This window comes from Micrococcus sp. TCR-5 (genome assembly GCF_052220525.1).
Classification (GTDB): Bacteria; Actinomycetota; Actinomycetes; order Actinomycetales; family Micrococcaceae; genus Micrococcus; species Micrococcus luteus.
Map to the genome: position 1 here is coordinate 44,699 of NZ_JBQPDO010000006.1, position 13,577 is coordinate 58,275.

Annotated in this window: 18 protein-coding genes; 9 read left to right on the plus strand and 9 right to left on the minus strand. The window is 73.1% G+C overall.

Going from position 1 to position 13,577, the window contains the following annotated elements; genetic code table 11:
• The first annotated feature begins 60 nt into the window (after nucleotides 1-60).
• The 4 genes from ACTSKS_RS05070 to ACTSKS_RS05085 all read left to right on the plus strand — a co-directional run bounded on the left by ACTSKS_RS05070 (nucleotide 61) and on the right by ACTSKS_RS05085 (nucleotide 2,166).
• Complete coding sequence (locus ACTSKS_RS05070) at nucleotides 61-1,053, plus strand: GNAT family N-acetyltransferase (protein ID WP_145951198.1); 993 nt, start codon at nucleotides 61-63, stop codon at nucleotides 1,051-1,053.
• A gap of 97 nt (nucleotides 1,054-1,150) precedes the next feature.
• Nucleotides 1,151-1,717 (plus strand): hypothetical protein, encoded by a 567-nt coding sequence (locus tag ACTSKS_RS05075; protein WP_158184812.1) that lies wholly within the window; start codon nucleotides 1,151-1,153, stop codon nucleotides 1,715-1,717.
• 3 nt (nucleotides 1,718-1,720) lie between these two features.
• Nucleotides 1,721-1,924 carry a helix-turn-helix transcriptional regulator gene (locus ACTSKS_RS05080; RefSeq protein WP_002856639.1) on the plus strand — a complete coding sequence of 68 codons (204 nt, stop codon included), beginning with the start codon at nucleotides 1,721-1,723 and terminating at the stop codon, nucleotides 1,922-1,924.
• A gap of 86 nt (nucleotides 1,925-2,010) precedes the next feature.
• Nucleotides 2,011-2,166: a hypothetical protein gene (locus tag ACTSKS_RS05085; protein WP_442927342.1), complete on the plus strand. Its 156-nt coding sequence runs from the start codon at nucleotides 2,011-2,013 to the stop codon at nucleotides 2,164-2,166.
• Between the two features lie 33 nt (nucleotides 2,167-2,199).
• Here ACTSKS_RS05085 and ACTSKS_RS05090 read toward each other — a convergent pair whose 3' ends face one another.
• The gene (locus ACTSKS_RS05090; protein WP_442927343.1) at nucleotides 2,200-2,646 is read right to left on the minus strand and encodes a YchJ family protein; all 447 of its coding nucleotides are present in this window, start codon (nucleotides 2,644-2,646) and stop codon (nucleotides 2,200-2,202) included.
• Nucleotides 2,643-2,807, minus strand: coding sequence for a hypothetical protein (locus tag ACTSKS_RS05095; RefSeq protein WP_155643109.1), 165 nt, complete (start codon nucleotides 2,805-2,807; stop codon nucleotides 2,643-2,645). Before ACTSKS_RS05095 ends, ACTSKS_RS05090 begins: the two co-directional genes overlap by 4 nt.
• A 175-nt stretch (nucleotides 2,808-2,982) precedes the next feature.
• Between ACTSKS_RS05095 and purS the strand changes: the two genes are divergently transcribed.
• From purS to purL, 3 genes are read left to right on the plus strand one after another with little or no spacing between them, the layout of a single operon-like run.
• Nucleotides 2,983-3,249, plus strand: a complete 267-nt coding sequence (gene purS / locus ACTSKS_RS05100; protein ID WP_002856633.1) for a phosphoribosylformylglycinamidine synthase subunit PurS — start codon at nucleotides 2,983-2,985, stop codon at nucleotides 3,247-3,249.
• Nucleotides 3,246-4,040 carry a phosphoribosylformylglycinamidine synthase subunit PurQ gene (gene purQ / locus ACTSKS_RS05105; RefSeq protein ID WP_206481948.1) on the plus strand — a complete coding sequence of 265 codons (795 nt, stop codon included), beginning with the start codon at nucleotides 3,246-3,248 and terminating at the stop codon, nucleotides 4,038-4,040. Before purS ends, purQ begins: the two co-directional genes overlap by 4 nt.
• A complete protein-coding gene (purL, locus tag ACTSKS_RS05110; RefSeq protein WP_363932331.1) occupies nucleotides 4,037-6,343 on the plus strand; it encodes a phosphoribosylformylglycinamidine synthase subunit PurL in 2,307 nt (768 codons plus the stop codon). The genes purQ and purL overlap by 4 nt, the downstream gene beginning before the upstream one ends.
• A gap of 91 nt (nucleotides 6,344-6,434) precedes the next feature.
• Here the strand turns inward: purL and ACTSKS_RS05115 are convergent, their stop codons facing one another.
• The 4 genes from ACTSKS_RS05115 to ACTSKS_RS05130 form a co-directional block, all read right to left on the minus strand.
• Nucleotides 6,435-7,238, minus strand: coding sequence for an anti-sigma factor (locus ACTSKS_RS05115; RefSeq protein ID WP_442927344.1), 804 nt, complete (start codon nucleotides 7,236-7,238; stop codon nucleotides 6,435-6,437).
• Nucleotides 7,225-7,773, minus strand: a complete 549-nt coding sequence (locus ACTSKS_RS05120) for an RNA polymerase sigma factor (protein ID WP_170747696.1) — start codon at nucleotides 7,771-7,773, stop codon at nucleotides 7,225-7,227. Before ACTSKS_RS05120 ends, ACTSKS_RS05115 begins: the two co-directional genes overlap by 14 nt.
• Before the next feature lie 76 nt (nucleotides 7,774-7,849).
• Complete coding sequence (locus ACTSKS_RS05125; protein ID WP_158604212.1) at nucleotides 7,850-8,284, minus strand: class F sortase; 435 nt, start codon at nucleotides 8,282-8,284, stop codon at nucleotides 7,850-7,852.
• Between the two features lie 307 nt (nucleotides 8,285-8,591).
• On the minus strand, nucleotides 8,592-9,410 hold the full coding sequence (locus ACTSKS_RS05130) for a DUF4397 domain-containing protein (protein ID WP_442927345.1): 819 nt from the start codon (nucleotides 9,408-9,410) through the stop codon (nucleotides 8,592-8,594).
• 191 nt (nucleotides 9,411-9,601) lie between these two features.
• Between ACTSKS_RS05130 and ACTSKS_RS05135 the strand changes: the two genes are divergently transcribed.
• Entirely contained in the window at nucleotides 9,602-9,802 is a 201-nt protein-coding gene (locus ACTSKS_RS05135; RefSeq protein ID WP_036384100.1) for a P-type ATPase, read from the plus strand.
• A gap of 106 nt (nucleotides 9,803-9,908) precedes the next feature.
• A complete protein-coding gene (locus tag ACTSKS_RS05140; RefSeq protein WP_044658681.1) occupies nucleotides 9,909-10,289 on the plus strand; it encodes a YtxH domain-containing protein in 381 nt (126 codons plus the stop codon).
• Between the two features lie 63 nt (nucleotides 10,290-10,352).
• Here the strand turns inward: ACTSKS_RS05140 and ACTSKS_RS05145 are convergent, their stop codons facing one another.
• Genes ACTSKS_RS05145 through ACTSKS_RS05155 form a run of 3 tightly spaced genes read right to left on the minus strand, consistent with a single transcriptional unit; the run spans nucleotide 10,353 to nucleotide 13,286 of the window.
• The gene (locus tag ACTSKS_RS05145) at nucleotides 10,353-11,099 is read right to left on the minus strand and encodes a hypothetical protein (RefSeq protein WP_060973610.1); all 747 of its coding nucleotides are present in this window, start codon (nucleotides 11,097-11,099) and stop codon (nucleotides 10,353-10,355) included.
• Nucleotides 11,096-11,806 (minus strand): Tat (twin-arginine translocation) pathway signal sequence, encoded by a 711-nt coding sequence (locus ACTSKS_RS05150; RefSeq protein ID WP_442927346.1) that lies wholly within the window; start codon nucleotides 11,804-11,806, stop codon nucleotides 11,096-11,098. The genes ACTSKS_RS05145 and ACTSKS_RS05150 overlap by 4 nt, the downstream gene beginning before the upstream one ends.
• 58 nt (nucleotides 11,807-11,864) lie before the next feature.
• The gene (locus ACTSKS_RS05155) at nucleotides 11,865-13,286 is read right to left on the minus strand and encodes an LLM class flavin-dependent oxidoreductase (RefSeq protein ID WP_442927347.1); all 1,422 of its coding nucleotides are present in this window, start codon (nucleotides 13,284-13,286) and stop codon (nucleotides 11,865-11,867) included.
• Nucleotides 13,287-13,577 lie beyond the last annotated feature (291 nt).

The window sequence follows — 13,577 nt, forward strand, 5'->3', positions numbered from 1 at the left end:
TCGACCCGCGATGGGCAGCCGGAGGGGTGGCGTCGACGCCGAGGCCGATAGCCTCGCGCCATGATCCTGCACATCACCCTCCCGGAGGACTGGGCCGCCGCGCGTCGCACCGGCCGCTACACGGCATCGACGCGCGGCGCCTCGATCGACGACGTCGGCTTCCTCCACGCCTCCGACGACGCCGCCCAGGTAGGAGTCGTCGGCGCGGCGATCTACCCGGACCGGCCGGACGCGTTCGTCTGCGGCCTGGACGAGGACGAACTGGCGGGGGCCGGCCTGCGGGTGCGGCGCGAGCCGGGAGACCCCTCCGATCCCCACTCGGCCGAGTTCCCGCACGTCTATCCGGACGAGGCCGTCTCCGGGCACATCCCGTGCTCGATGCTCACCCCCGTGACCGACCCACGGGCGGACGCCCGCGTGCACCGCGAAGACTCGGCCGAGGCCGCCGCGCTGCTCGACGCCGGGTGGAGCGTGCGCTCCCGCTCCTGGGGCGCGCGCCTCCACCTCGACGACGACGCCGACCTGGCGCCCTACCGTGGCCACGTCGCGGCGGCCGAAGCGCGGGGAATCGAGGTGCGGAGACTGACCGCCGTCGACCTGCCTGCCCTGCGCGCCCTCGACGAGGAAGCGGCTCCCCGGTTCCCACACACCGACGGCTCCCGTCACGAGCCGCTGCCGGACGACCTCGAGGCTCGACTGTCCACCCCAGCGGGGCTTGCCGTGGGGGCCTTCGAGGGAGGAGTGCTCATCGGATTCACCCTGACGTTCCGCTCCCCTGACCGGTGGGAGGTCGACCGCACCGCGGTCGCGTCCAAGCACGAGAACCGTGGCGTGGCGAAGGCCGTCAAGGCGGCGACCCTCCTGGCGACCCATGCCCGCGGTGGGCGCCAGTGGGGCACCGGCGGCGCCGAGGCCAACGCGGCGTCCCTGCGGATGAACACGGCCCTCGGGTTCCGTCTCGAACCTGCCTGGCTCGGGCTGACCCCGCCCATGACGTGGGAAGAGTTCGCACGGGCTCCGGCGTCAAGCTCCCTTGACGACAAGGTCACTTGACTGTCAAGCTTGCTTCACAATGTCCGGTCGGACGCCCCCCACAGGGCCTCCGAGGCGGGCCGGGCCACCGGCCCAGGCATCGACCACAGGAGGGCCCATGACCACGAACCACTCCCACCACACCGCTGCCGCAGCGGACAGCCAGGGCACCGCGGCGGAGCACGCCGGCACAGGCACCGCCACCACCGATCCGCGCCGAGACACCCGCTCCCGCTGGGGCTGCTCCTCCCGTCTCGGCGGCGGCACCGGACGACTGATGGGCGTGAGCCTGGCCGTCGGCGTCGTGGGCGCCCTGGGACTCGGCTCGGCGGCCTGGGCCACCACCGTCGCGGCCGGCCACGCAGACTCCCTTGCCTGGATCGCCGCCGGTGCGATGGCGCTCAACGGCCTGCTCTTCGGCCTCCTCCTGACCTGGCTCGCGCTCGTGGACCGTCACTCGATCCGCGGCGCCGACACGAACCCGGAGGAGTCGATCGAGGGACGCTGGTACGAGAAGGCCACCTCGGGCGCCTTCCATGACACCCTCGTCGTCGTCGGCCTCGGCGCCGCGATCCTCTCGTTCGGCGGGTACGTGATCTCGCCCGCGGCCGTGGGTGCCGCCCTGTTCGTCCTCATGGGCTGCGCCGCCGCGATCCGGTACCAGATCCAGAAGCGCCGGGGCTGAGCCGTGGAGAACACCATCCCCGACGAGCGTGCCCGCCTCGGCTGGTCGCAGCAGCGGCTCGCCGACGAGCTCGGCGTCTCCCGGCAGACCGTCATCTCCCTCGAGAAGGGCCGCTACGACCCCTCGCTCCCCCTCGCCTTCCGCCTCGCGGCCGTGTTCGGGCGGCGGATCGAGGACCTGTTCACCCCGGACGGCAACGCGGGTTGAGTTGTCGCGGGTCCAGGCGCCCAGCACCCGTGACAAGTCAACCCGCGTTGGGCCCGGGGCGGCGTGGGGCGTGAGAGGCTGGGGCCATGAATCGAGAGCTGCGCACCCCTCCGGAGCTGGAGGGCGTGGACTGGCACGACGACGCCCCGCGTCGCCCCCGCCCGATCGTCACCCTGGTGGCGTGGATCGCCATCCTGGGCCTGGTCCTCAGCGTGGGCGCCGGGATCTTCTCCGCCTTCTGACGCGTCACCGCCGGCCGACGCGCCGCCCCGGCCTCAGCGCACGTCGCCGTTAACGTAGCGCCAGATCCCGTCCTCACGGCGGAACCGGCTGACCTCATGGAGTCGGAACCGCCCCTCGGCCCCCGTGCCGACGGCCACGAACTCCACGGTCCCGGCGTCCTGGAACGGCCCGCCGTCCCGCACGTCCAGCACCGCCAGGCGGGTGAACCGCGGCGCCTGTTCCCCCTCGGTCGGCAGCAGCTCGGCCGCGGTGGGCCGGTGCTCGGGAACCCAGGTCGCGGCGAGATAGTCGGCCATCGCCCGCGCCTCTGCCGTCCCGGCCTCGCCCAGCCGCGCGAACGCCGTGTACCGGGAGCGCATGAGCGCCTCGGCGGTGGGCGCGGTCAGGGCGCCGTCCCGGGCAAAACGCGCGTGCAGGCGACCGCAGCACGCCGCGAGCCCGGCTCCGGACCCGCAGGGGCAGGGCTCGGGGCGGGTCACCGGCGCGGGCGTCCGGTCGCGCGACGCCGGGCGGACCGGGCCGTGATGCGGCGCACTCCCGTCAGCACGACGCCGGCCGCCGCGGCGAGCAGCGCGGGGCCGAGCGGGCTGATCGGCCGACGTCGACCGAGCGGGGACACACGGGTCTGCTGAGGTCTCATGCCGCCAGGCTACGCCGGGCCGGCTGCCGCGTGCCGCCCCGTCACACCCACGATCCCGCGTCCGGGCGGCCGAGTAGAGTGGCCGGGCAAGCACGCGGAGCGCCCCGGGCCGGGCGTGAGACGGCATCTACACCGTCCTGCTCCGCGGCATCGTCCCGCACCCAGGAGCGTGTTCATGCCCATCATCGTCGTCGACGTCATGCCCAAGCCCGAGATCCTCGATCCGCAGGGCAAGGCGATCAACGGGGCCCTGCCCCGCCTCGGCTTCACCGAGTTCAGCCAGGTCCGCCAGGGCAAGCGCTTCGAGCTCACCGTGGAGGGCGAGGTCACCGACGAGATCCTCGCCCAGGCCCGCACGGCCGCCGAGGAGATGCTGTCCAACCCCGTCATCGAGGACGTCGTGAACGTGGCCGTCCTGGACGAGGCCGAGGGCGCCCGATGACCGAGCTCCCCCTCATCGGCGACTACTCGACGCCGACGACGCCGCTCAGCGGCGCGCGCATCGGCGTGATCACCTTCCCCGGCACCCTGGACGACGTGGACGCGCTGCGCGCCGTCCGCCTCGCCGGCGCCGAGCCCGTCTCCCTGTGGCACGCCGACGCGGACCCGCAGCGGACGCTCGCCGGCGTGGACGCCGTCGTGATCCCGGGCGGCTTCTCCTACGGCGACTACCTGCGCGCCGGCGCGATCGCGCGCTTCGCCCCCATGATGGACGCGGTGGCGACGGCGGCCGGCGGCCCCGAGGGCGACGCGGACGGCCTGCCGGTGCTCGGCATCTGCAACGGCTTCCAGATCCTCACGGAGTCGCACCTGCTGCCGGGCTCGATGGTCAAGAACGACCACCTGCACTTCATCTGCCGCGACCAGGAGCTGGTCGTGGAGAGCACGGACACTGTGTGGACCCGCGACTTCGAGGAGGGCCAGACCATCACCGTGCCCCTGAAGAACCAGGACGGCCAGTACGTGGCGGACGAGAAGACCCTCGACGCCCTCGAGGCCGAGGGCCGCGTGGTGTTCCGCTACCAGGGCTGGAACCCGAACGGCTCGCGCCGGGACATCGCGGGCATCGCGAACCCGGCCGGCAACGTCGTCGGCCTGATGCCGCACCCGGAGCACGCCGTGGAGCCGGGCTTCGGCCCGGACACCGCCGCCGGCCCCCGCTCCGGCGTGGACGGCCTCGGCTTCTTCACCTCCGTCCTGACCACCCTCGCCAGCCGTGGAGGCCATGCATGAGCCAGCAGTTCAACATCGAGACGGTCGCGGACGCGCAGGCGACGCCGGACGTCGAGCAGCCCTGGGCCGAGCTGGGCCTGAAGGAGAACGAGTACGCCGAGATCAAGAAGATCCTCGGCCGCCGCCCCACCGCGGCCGAGCTGGCCATGTACTCAGTCATGTGGTCCGAGCACTGCTCGTACAAGTCCTCGAAGGTGCACCTGCGCCAGTTCGGCGAGAAGCTCACCGACGAGATGAAGCAGCACATGATGGTGGGCATCGGCGAGAACGCCGGCGTGACCGACCTCGGTGACGGCTGGGCCGTGACGTTCAAGGTCGAGTCCCACAACTCGCCCTCCTACGTGGAGCCCTACCAGGGCGCGGCCACGGGCATCGGCGGCATCGTGCGCGACATCATCTCCATGGGCGCCCGCCCGGTGGCCGTGATGGACCCGCTGCGCTTCGGCGCGATCGACCACCCGGACACCGCCCGCGTGTTCCACGGCGTGGTGGCCGGCATCGGCGGCTACGGCAACTCCCTGGGCCTGCCGAACATCGGCGGCGAGACCCGCTTCGACCCGATCTACCAGGGCAACCCGCTCGTCAACGCCCTCGCCGTGGGCGTGCTCAGGCACGAGGACCTGCGCCTGGCCAACGCCTCCGGCGTGGGCAACAAGGTGGTCCTGTTCGGTGCCCGCACCGGCGGTGACGGCATCGGCGGCGCCTCCGTGCTGGCCTCCGAGTCCTTCGACGGCGACGGCAAGCCCGCCAAGCGCCCCTCGGTGCAGGTCGGCGACCCCTTCTCCGAGAAGGTGCTCATCGAGTGCTGCCTCGAACTGTTCCGCGACTCCCTCGTCGAGGGCATCCAGGACCTCGGCGCCGCCGGCATCTCCTGCGCCACCTCCGAGCTCGCCTCCAACGGCGAGGGCGGCATGCGCGTGGAGCTGACGGACGTGCTGCTGCGCGACTCCACGCTGACCCCGGGCGAGATCCTCATGTCCGAGTCGCAGGAGCGCATGATGGCCGTGGTGACGCCGGAGAACGTCGCCGCGTTCGAGGCCGTCATGGCCACGTGGGACGTCGAGTACTCGTGGCTGGGCGAGGTCACCGGCGACGGCCGCCTGATCATCACCTGGGACGGCGAGGTCATCGTCGACGTGGACCCGCGCACCGTGGCCCACGACGGCCCGGTCTACGAGCGCCCGTACGCGCGTCCGGCCTGGCAGGACGAGCTCCAGGCGCACACGTTCCGCTCCTCCGAGGCCGGTCAGGGCCTGCCCGCCACGGGCGAGGAGCTGCGCGCCGCCGTCGTGGAGCTGATGAGCTCCCCGAACCTGGCGGACACCTCCTGGATCACCCGCCAGTACGACCGCTACGTCCGCGGCAACACCGCCCTGGCGGCCCCGGACGACGCGGGCGTGGTGCGCGTGGACGAGGAGACCGGCATGGGCGTGGCCCTGGCCACGGACTGCAACGACCGGTTCACCTACCTGGACCCCTACACGGGCGCGCAGGCCTCCCTGGCCGAGGCGTACCGCAACGTCACCACCGCCGGGGCCGTGCCCCTGGCCGTCTCCGACTGCCTGAACTTCGGCTCCCCCGAGGACCCGGACGTGATGTGGCAGTTCGCGGAGGCCGTGCGCGGCCTGGCGGACGGCTGCCAGACCCTCGGCATCCCGGTGACCGGCGGCAACGTGTCCCTGTACAACCAGACGAGCAGCACCCCGATCCACCCCACCCCCACGGTGGCGGTGCTCGGCCAGCTCGACGACGTCCTGCGCCGCACCCCGTCCGGCTTCGCCCCGGATGCCGACGGCCAGGCGATCTACCTGCTCGGCGAGACCGCGGACGAGCTGGACGGCTCCGAGTTCGCGCGCCTGCGCGGCCACCTCGGCGGCCTGCCCCCGAAGGTCGACCTGAAGAAGGAGCGCCTGCTCGGCGAGCTGCTGGTCAACATGTCCCGGGACGGCATGATCGACGCCGCCCACGACGTCTCCGGCGGCGGCCTCGCGGCCACCCTGTCCGAGATGGTGCTGCGCTTCGGCGTGGGCGCCCGCGTGGTGCTGGACGAGGTGCTGCGCCGCGACGGCGTGGACCTGTTCACCGCGCTGTTCTCGGAGACGCAGGCGCGCGCCGTCGTGGCCGTGCCCCGCACCGAGGAGGTCCGGTTCACGGACATGACCACGGCCCGCGGCTACGCGGCCGTGCGCATCGGCGTGGTGGACGCCGACTCCGCGGCCCTCGAGGTCCAGGACGCCTTCACCCTGCCGATCGCGGAGCTGCGCGAGGCCTGGGAGGCCACCCTGCCGAAGCACTTCGGCTGAGCCTGGGACAGAAGCGACGAGCCCTGCGCAGTGGTGCCTATCCAGTACCGATAGGCCCCACTGCGCAGGGCTCGTCGTGTCTCAGGGCTCGTCAGGTGGTCCGGTGCATCTCACCGACCCACAGGGAGAGCGTCGAGTGGGACGGGTCGCCGTCGAAGTGCTCATGCGAGACGTCCAGCACGGGGTAGGACGCCAGGTCGACGCCCTCCGGGACGGTCAGCGTCGTGTCCTGGCGGGTCACCGTGCCCAGCGAGATCATGCGGCTGGCGGCCTCGTCGCGGATCCAGACCTCCAGGTAGCCGTCCTCGGGGGCGGGCACCTGGGGCACATGCACGGCCAGGTGCATCTCCCCGTCGGCGGCACGCGTCATCTCCGCGCGGGCCGGCGATCCGTCGGTGGTCACGGACGCCATGACGGCGGTGCCGATGAGGTCGTCGCCGCCGCCCAGGGCGGCACCCACGGCCCCGCCGCCGATGACGAGCCCGGCGGCCGCCGCCGCGGCGACCGGCCACCAGCGGCCGCGGGCAGCGGACGGACCCGAGCCGATCGGACGGACGGGCGCGACGCCGTCGGGCGCGACATCCTCGCCCGTGGCCTCCCCCTGCAGTGGCCCGTCGTGAGCCACGGCCTCCGTCTCGGGTCCCAGCTCAGCGGCGATCCGCCCCCACAGGTGCGGCGGCGGGTCGGCCAGGTCCGGGGCGGGGCCGTCGAGGGCGGCCAGCACACGCAGGATGGCCTCCAGCTCGGCCGCGTCCTCCGGATGGAGCGACGCCGCGACGTCGGCGGGCGCGGCGAGCGGGCCGCCGTCGCCGCGCACGCGCTCGTGCAGCCGGACGGCGAGGTCGGAGATCTCCTCCGCGAGCTGTCGGCCGCGGGGATGCTCACGCTCGGGCATCGGCGGCCTCCAGACGGCTTCTCAGTGCGGCCAGGCCGCGGTGGATGTGGGAACGGACAGTGCCGAGCGGCATGTCGAGGCGCTCGGCGATCTGCTGGTGCGCCAGGTCCTCCAGGAAGGCGAGGCGCAGCACCTCGTCCTGGGGCGGACCCAACAGAGCGAGGGCGTCATGCACGACGACGGCGGCCACCACGGCGTCGCTGACCGCATCCTCCACGCCCTCGGCGCGGGGGAGGTGGACGACCTCCGCCTCCATCTTCCGCGCGTCACGAGCACGGCCGGCGAACATGTCGGCGATGACGCGACGGGTGATGCCCGTCAGCCACCCGCCGAGCGGCCGGGCGGGATCGTAGGTGTCCCGCGAACGCCACGCCCGCGTGAACACCTGCTGGGCGGCGTCCTCGGCGTCCTCCCGGCTGCGCAGCGCGGCGAGACACAGGGAGAAGAGCAGGCGACCGTGGCGCTCGTACGCCTCGCGCACGGCGACGGCCTCCCCCGCGGCGAAGCGGCGGTCGAGCCCGTCGTCCTCAAACATGGGACTCCTCTCCCGCGGTGTGCTGCGTCGGCGCGGCGCGGCCCGATTCAGGCCAGACCTTCCGACAGGCTACCGGTCAGCCCTCGACGGGAGTGGCGATGGTCACGATGTTCTCCGTGTAGTCCCGCTCGTCCGGCAGCCATTCGCCGCCGCAGGTGATGAGGACGAGCTCGGCGGCGCCGTCCCGGCGGAAGTACGGGGACAGGTCCAGCTCGCCCTTCCCCAGACTCTGGGTGGAGGCCACCCGATAGCGCCGGGCGGTCCCCGCCGCATCCGTGACGGTGACCTCGTCGCCGACCGCGGCCTGCCGCAGCCCGTAGAGGGCCCCCACGGGATTGCGCGGTGAACCCGAATGGGAGGCGATCACCGCCGTCCCCTCAGGATCCCCGGGGGCCGAGCCGTGGCGGTACCAGCCGCCGACGGAGCTGTCGTCGGGCAGCTCCATCGCCCCGTCTTCCGTGACCCCGACCGAGACCACGCTCAGCGTGGCCCCGATGGCCGGATAGTCCACGCGCACGGGGATCCTGGCGTCGTCCGATGGGCTCTGGGTGGCGCGCCGGACGGCGATCCCCGACGGCGGCGTCCGCCCGGGGGCGGCCGGAGCCGCGGAGGGGGTTGCGGCCGGTGGGGTTCCCGTCCCCGCCGCGGGGCCCGGCGTCATCGCGACGACGGAGCCCCGCCCCTGCTCGGACGGGAGGGAGGAGACCGCCGCCGACGGCGCGCAGCCGGTGAGGACGACGGCGGCGAGGGCGAGGACCGCCGGCACACGGCCGACGGTCCCCATCTCCGGGCGGGACGGACCCCGCCCGCAGGACTCATCACGCACGGGCCGCCCGGCGGCGGGCCATGAGGACGGCGCCGGCGACCAGGGCGGCCGCACCGGCGCCGACGGCGGCCAGCATCCCGGTGGAGTCCTGGGCGGGGGCGACGTCGATGCCCGCGGGGACGGAGCCCGGCGCGCTGTGGTCGGCGGCGACCTCCTGGGTGGCCAGCGCGAGGGTGCCGTCGGCGGCGGAGCCCCAGGCGTAGGCGATCGTGGTGACGCCGTCCTTGACCTCGACGTCGGCGGGGCCGATCACGGGGTCGGTGGTGCCGGCCACGGACACGGCGGCGGAGACGGTGCCGGCGGGCACCTCGAGGGAGGCCTCGTCCGGGTTCTCCAGGCCGGGCACGACGACGTCCTCGCCGGCCCAGACGTCCACGGCCGGGGCGGCGGCGATGTGACGCACGGTGAGGCGGCCCTCGCCGGCGGCGACGGCGCTCGTGTCGTTCTCGAACGCGGTCACCGTGGGCGTGCCGGCGGCGTCGAGGTGGGCGGCGGCGGTGTAGTCGCCGCCGTCGGCGAGGGTGAGGGTGACGGGACCGAGGATCGGGGCGGAGTCATCCATGGCGTCCGCGGCGGTGATGGCGACCTCGTAGTCGCCGGCGGCGAGCTCCAGGGGACCGGCGAGGTCGCCGGGCTCGAAGTCGTCCAGGGTGAGGGCACCGTTGACGTAGACGTCCACGGGGGTCGCGGGCACGGCGTGCAGCACGGAGAGCTCGGCGCCGGACGGGGCGTCCATGGCGGCGGCGGACAGGGGGGCGAGGACGGCGATGCCGAGGGCGGTGGTGACGACGGCCGGGAGGGACTTGCGCATGGTGTCGTTCCTGTTCGTCGAGGGTCCTGCGGGGCGAGGCGCCGAATGCGCTCACACCAGGACTACCGACGCCGCGACCGATCCGTTGCAGAGGATTTTCCTCCCCCTCCGATCACGCGCCCTGCGCAGTGGGGCCCGTCGTGTTTCGGGGGCTCGTCAGAATTGAAGAAGGTCCGCCCCGTGGATTCATCGTGTACACACCCCTCCCGCGAGCCTCCCCGCCCCGCGGCCTGGGCGCCGTCGAGGGGCTCGACCGGGAAGAGGCCCTCCTCACCGGCGAGAACGACCCCGTCCCGACGCACGCGGGAGACGCCGTGCTCTCGGGCTCGGCCGTCGTCGCGGGCACGGGAGTGGTGCTCGCCATCGTCGTGGCCGTGCGCCTCAGTCGTTGACGCGGCGGGCTCCGATGACCAGAGTGATCCCAGGACAGCGCGCCAGCGCGCCGCCCGGCCCGTCCAAGAGGGTCGGCGCGGTCCCGACACATGAAGGAGACCACCCATGCGCCTCATCACCCTGGGCCTCGGCGCCGCACTCGGCTACCTGCTCGGCTCCGCCGAGGGCCGCAAGAACCTCGAGAAGATGACCCAGAACGCCCAGAAGCTCTGGAACGACCCCAAGACCCAGGAGAAGGTCGGCCAGGTCCAGGAGACCGCCCAGCAGAAGTTCGCTGAGGTGAAGAAGTCCGATCCGGTGCAGAAGGCCACGACGAAGGTGGAGGATGCCATGCAGGGCAACGACAAGAAGAACGACGTCCGCGAAGATCGCGTGACCGAGTCCAACAACGACAACATCACCTCGGCGGCCCGCCACGGTGCCGAGCCGGACACCATCTCGGACCCGTCCACCCCGCTGGGTGACGAGGGTCCGCTGACGCGCTGACCCGCGCAGACACGGCGGCCCGCCTCCCCGAGGGGAGGCGGGCCGCCGCCGCCGTGGGCCGGGTCAGCCGTCCTGCTTCAGGACCTCGTCGGCCGGCGGGGCCTGCACCGGATCCACCCCGCCCATCTCGGAGAGGGTCACCACGGCCTTCGTGCCGGCGGACTCGGTCTCCACGGTGAGCAGGCGGCCGTCCTCCTTGGACACCGTGAACGCGGTCAGCTCCACGCCCTCCTGCGGGCCCGAGACGGGCTCGTCCAGCACGTAGCGGATCGCATCCTGACCGCTGCGGCGGATGCCGTCCGCGTCCGCCTCGACGTCGTCCAGGCCGCCCGACTCCGGCAGGGAGCCCAGCAGGGAGCTCACCATCGCGCCCATGCCGGTGGCGCTGGGATCGCCCTCGTACGGGGTGGCGGTCCAGCGCTCCGCATAGGCGGGATGGTCCTCACCGCTCGCGCCGACGCGCTCCACCGTGAACCGGGAGTACGCGGTGCCGTCCACGATCCGGGACTCGTCCCGGGTGATCAGACCGTCGTCCTTGTACACGGACACGTACCGCATGGACGAGCCGTCCACGGGACCGGAGATGTCCACCGCGTCCGGGACCGCGCGGCCGTTGCTCGGGGCCTCGGACCGCAGCTCGGTGACCATGCGGACGGAGTCGGCCTCCTCGAGCTGGGTGCGGGCGCGGTCCCAGGCGCCGGGGGCGTCGTCGCCCGAGGCGCAGCCGGTCAGCAGCAGGGCGGCCGCCCCGAGGGCGGCGAGGGACAGGCCGCGGCGGGTGCGGCGGGTCTGGGTCTGGCGCTGCCTCACTCGGCCACCTCCTCCGGCGCCTCGGCCGGCTCGATCTGGTTCCAGTCGCTCAGGGCGTACTGCTGGGTGGCCCGGCCGTCGTCGACGGTGAGCGCGACCAGCTCGCCGTCGTCGTCCACCGTGAAGGAGTGCACCCGGGTGGCGTCGCCCTCGACCATCGCCGCGTCGGCGACCTCCTCGGGCACGGCATAGCGGTAGGCCGTGCCGCCGTCCCAGTCGACCTCCTCGGCGCGCACCTCGGCGCCGTCGAGGGCGTCCGCCGCGGGGAGGCCCACCTGGTCGAGGAGGGACTTCAGGGGCGGTTCCTGCCCCTCGCCGGCCGAGACACGGCGCCACTGCGGGTCGGAGTACATCATCTGGACGTCGTCCGGGACGTCGGACCCGTCCACGTCGACCCGCACGAACACGTCCTCGCCGACCTGGCGGGACTCCATGGTGATGTGCGAGTCGCGGCCGACCTGCATGACGCCCTTCGACTCGGCGTCGCCGCCGTCGAGCCGGCCGGCGATGTCCCAGCGGACCGACTGCGGGCCCTGACGGCCGGTGGTGTAGGCGGTCTCGAGTCGGACGGTCTCGGCCTCGTCCAACTGGGTGCGGGCCTGATGCCAGGCCTCCCCCGCCGACTGCGGCTCGGATGCGCACCCGGCCAAGGCCAGGGCGCCCACGACGCCGAGCCCGGCCGCGCGGACGGCACGTCTGCGCTGCATGTTCTCCTCCTGGGGCTGCTGCCGGCCGAGGCAGGGCGCCGCGGCCACTGGCGTCACCCTACCGGCGGCGCAGGGCGAAGGATGCGCCGTGGTGGTTCTGCGGCAGGTGGTCGCCGCGGCCGAAGAGCTTATGGCGCAGCGTGCCGTCCGTGTACGCGGTCTTGTAGCGGCCGAGCTCCTGCAGCTCCGGCACCACGAACTCCACGATGTCCTCGAAGGTGCCCGGGGTGATGTGGTAGGCGAGGTTGAAGCCGTCCACGTCGGCCTCGTCGGCCCACTCGACGAGCTGGCGGGCCGCGGACTCGCCGCCGCCCACGATCACGGGGCCGAAGCCGCCGATGCCCACCCACTCGGCGAGCTTGCGCACGGTCCACTCCTCGTCCGTGCCGGAGGCCTTCTGGAAGGTCTCCACGGTGGACTGGATGGCGTTCGACTTCACGTCCCCGATCGGCTCGTCCAGGTCGTACTGGGACAGGTCGATGCCCATCCAGCCGGACATCAGCACGAGGCCGCCCAGCGGGTCCACGTACTGCGCCAGGTCGTCGTACGTGGCCCGCGCGTCCTCGTCGGTGGCCCCGGTGACGATCGTCTGCATCGCGAAGATCTTCACGTCGTACGGGTCCCGGCCGGCGTCCACCAGGGCCTGGCGGATCTTCTTCACGGTGGCGGCCGCCAGCTCCTTCGTGGGGGAGTTGATGAACACGGCCTCGGCGTGCTTGCCGGCGAAGGCGCGGCCGCGCGTCGAGGCGCCGGCCTGGTAGATCACGGGGGTGCGCTGCACGGACGGCTCGGTGACGGCGTGGCCGGGCACGGTGAAGTACCGGCCCTCGTGGGCGATGTCGTGGACCTTGGCCGGGTCCGTGAACACGCCGGACTCCTTGTCGTAGACGACGGCGTCGTCCTCCCACGAGCCCTCGAGGAGCTTGTAGACGACATCGAGGTACTCGTCGGCGTGCTCGTAGCGCTCGTCGTGCTCCATCTGGTCGTCCTGGCCCATGTTCTGGGCGGCGGAGGGCAGGTAGCCGGTGACCACGTTCCAGCCCACGCGGCCGCCCGTGAGGTGGTCGAGCGTGGCGAGGCGGCGGGCGAACGGGTAGGGGTGCTCGTAGGCGGTGCCGGCGGTGACGCCGAAGCCGAGGTGCTCGGTGACCGCGGCCATCGCGGAGACCAGCAGGAACGGGTCGTTCACGGGGGTCTGCGCGCCGGTCCTGATGGCGGCCTCGGAGGTGCCGCCGTACACGGAGTACGGGCCGAGGACGTCGGCGATGAACAGGCCGTCGAACAGGCCCTTCTCCAGCGTCTGCGCCAGGTGCGTCCAGTAGCCCAGGGTGTTGTAGTCCCGGGCGTGGTCGTCGGGGTGACGCCAGAGACCCGGGGACTGGTGGGCGACGCAGTTCATGTCGAATGCGTTGAAGAGGATCTCGCGGTGCTCGTCCGGGCGGGTGGGTGCTCCGGCCCCGGCGTTCTCGGCGGTGCTCATGGGTCTCCTTTCCAGGGCCGCCCGGTCGCAGGGGCGCGGCCGGGCGGGCGACGGTTCCGCACCATGCAACGCTGACGCGGCCGGCGGTGGAAGCCGGTCCGGCCCAGGGGTTCATGACGGCCCCGCCGGGCCCGGCCACGCGTCCGGCGCCCGGTTCGTGACATGCCCTGACCGTGACGGAGGACACGTCCGCGGGTGGCGTCCCTGCGGCGACTCAGCGGCACCCCAGCGCTGAGCCAGAGAAATCTGCTGCCTCCACCCTGCGGAGACGACCGAAACGTCTGGCTCGGC

What these genes read in the sequence shown, in the direction of transcription:
- ACTSKS_RS05070 (WP_145951198.1), top strand. Translation starts at nt 61, where the DNA reads ATGATCCTGCACATCACCCTCCCGGAGGACTGGGCCGCCGCGCGTCGC.
- ACTSKS_RS05075 (WP_158184812.1), top strand. Translation starts at nt 1,151, where the DNA reads ATGACCACGAACCACTCCCACCACACCGCTGCCGCAGCGGACAGCCAG.
- ACTSKS_RS05085 (WP_442927342.1), top strand. Translation starts at nt 2,011, where the DNA reads ATGAATCGAGAGCTGCGCACCCCTCCGGAGCTGGAGGGCGTGGACTGG.
- ACTSKS_RS05095 (WP_155643109.1), bottom strand. Translation starts at nt 2,807, where the DNA reads ATGAGACCTCAGCAGACCCGTGTGTCCCCGCTCGGTCGACGTCGGCCG.
- purS (WP_002856633.1), top strand. Translation starts at nt 2,983, where the DNA reads ATGCCCATCATCGTCGTCGACGTCATGCCCAAGCCCGAGATCCTCGAT.
- purQ (WP_206481948.1), top strand. Translation starts at nt 3,246, where the DNA reads ATGACCGAGCTCCCCCTCATCGGCGACTACTCGACGCCGACGACGCCG.
- purL (WP_363932331.1), top strand. Translation starts at nt 4,037, where the DNA reads ATGAGCCAGCAGTTCAACATCGAGACGGTCGCGGACGCGCAGGCGACG.
- ACTSKS_RS05115 (WP_442927344.1), bottom strand. Translation starts at nt 7,238, where the DNA reads ATGCCCGAGCGTGAGCATCCCCGCGGCCGACAGCTCGCGGAGGAGATC.
- ACTSKS_RS05120 (WP_170747696.1), bottom strand. Translation starts at nt 7,773, where the DNA reads ATGTTTGAGGACGACGGGCTCGACCGCCGCTTCGCCGCGGGGGAGGCC.
- ACTSKS_RS05130 (WP_442927345.1), bottom strand. Translation starts at nt 9,410, where the DNA reads ATGCGCAAGTCCCTCCCGGCCGTCGTCACCACCGCCCTCGGCATCGCC.
- ACTSKS_RS05140 (WP_044658681.1), top strand. Translation starts at nt 9,909, where the DNA reads ATGCGCCTCATCACCCTGGGCCTCGGCGCCGCACTCGGCTACCTGCTC.
- ACTSKS_RS05150 (WP_442927346.1), bottom strand. Translation starts at nt 11,806, where the DNA reads ATGCAGCGCAGACGTGCCGTCCGCGCGGCCGGGCTCGGCGTCGTGGGC.
- ACTSKS_RS05155 (WP_442927347.1), bottom strand. Translation starts at nt 13,286, where the DNA reads ATGAGCACCGCCGAGAACGCCGGGGCCGGAGCACCCACCCGCCCGGAC.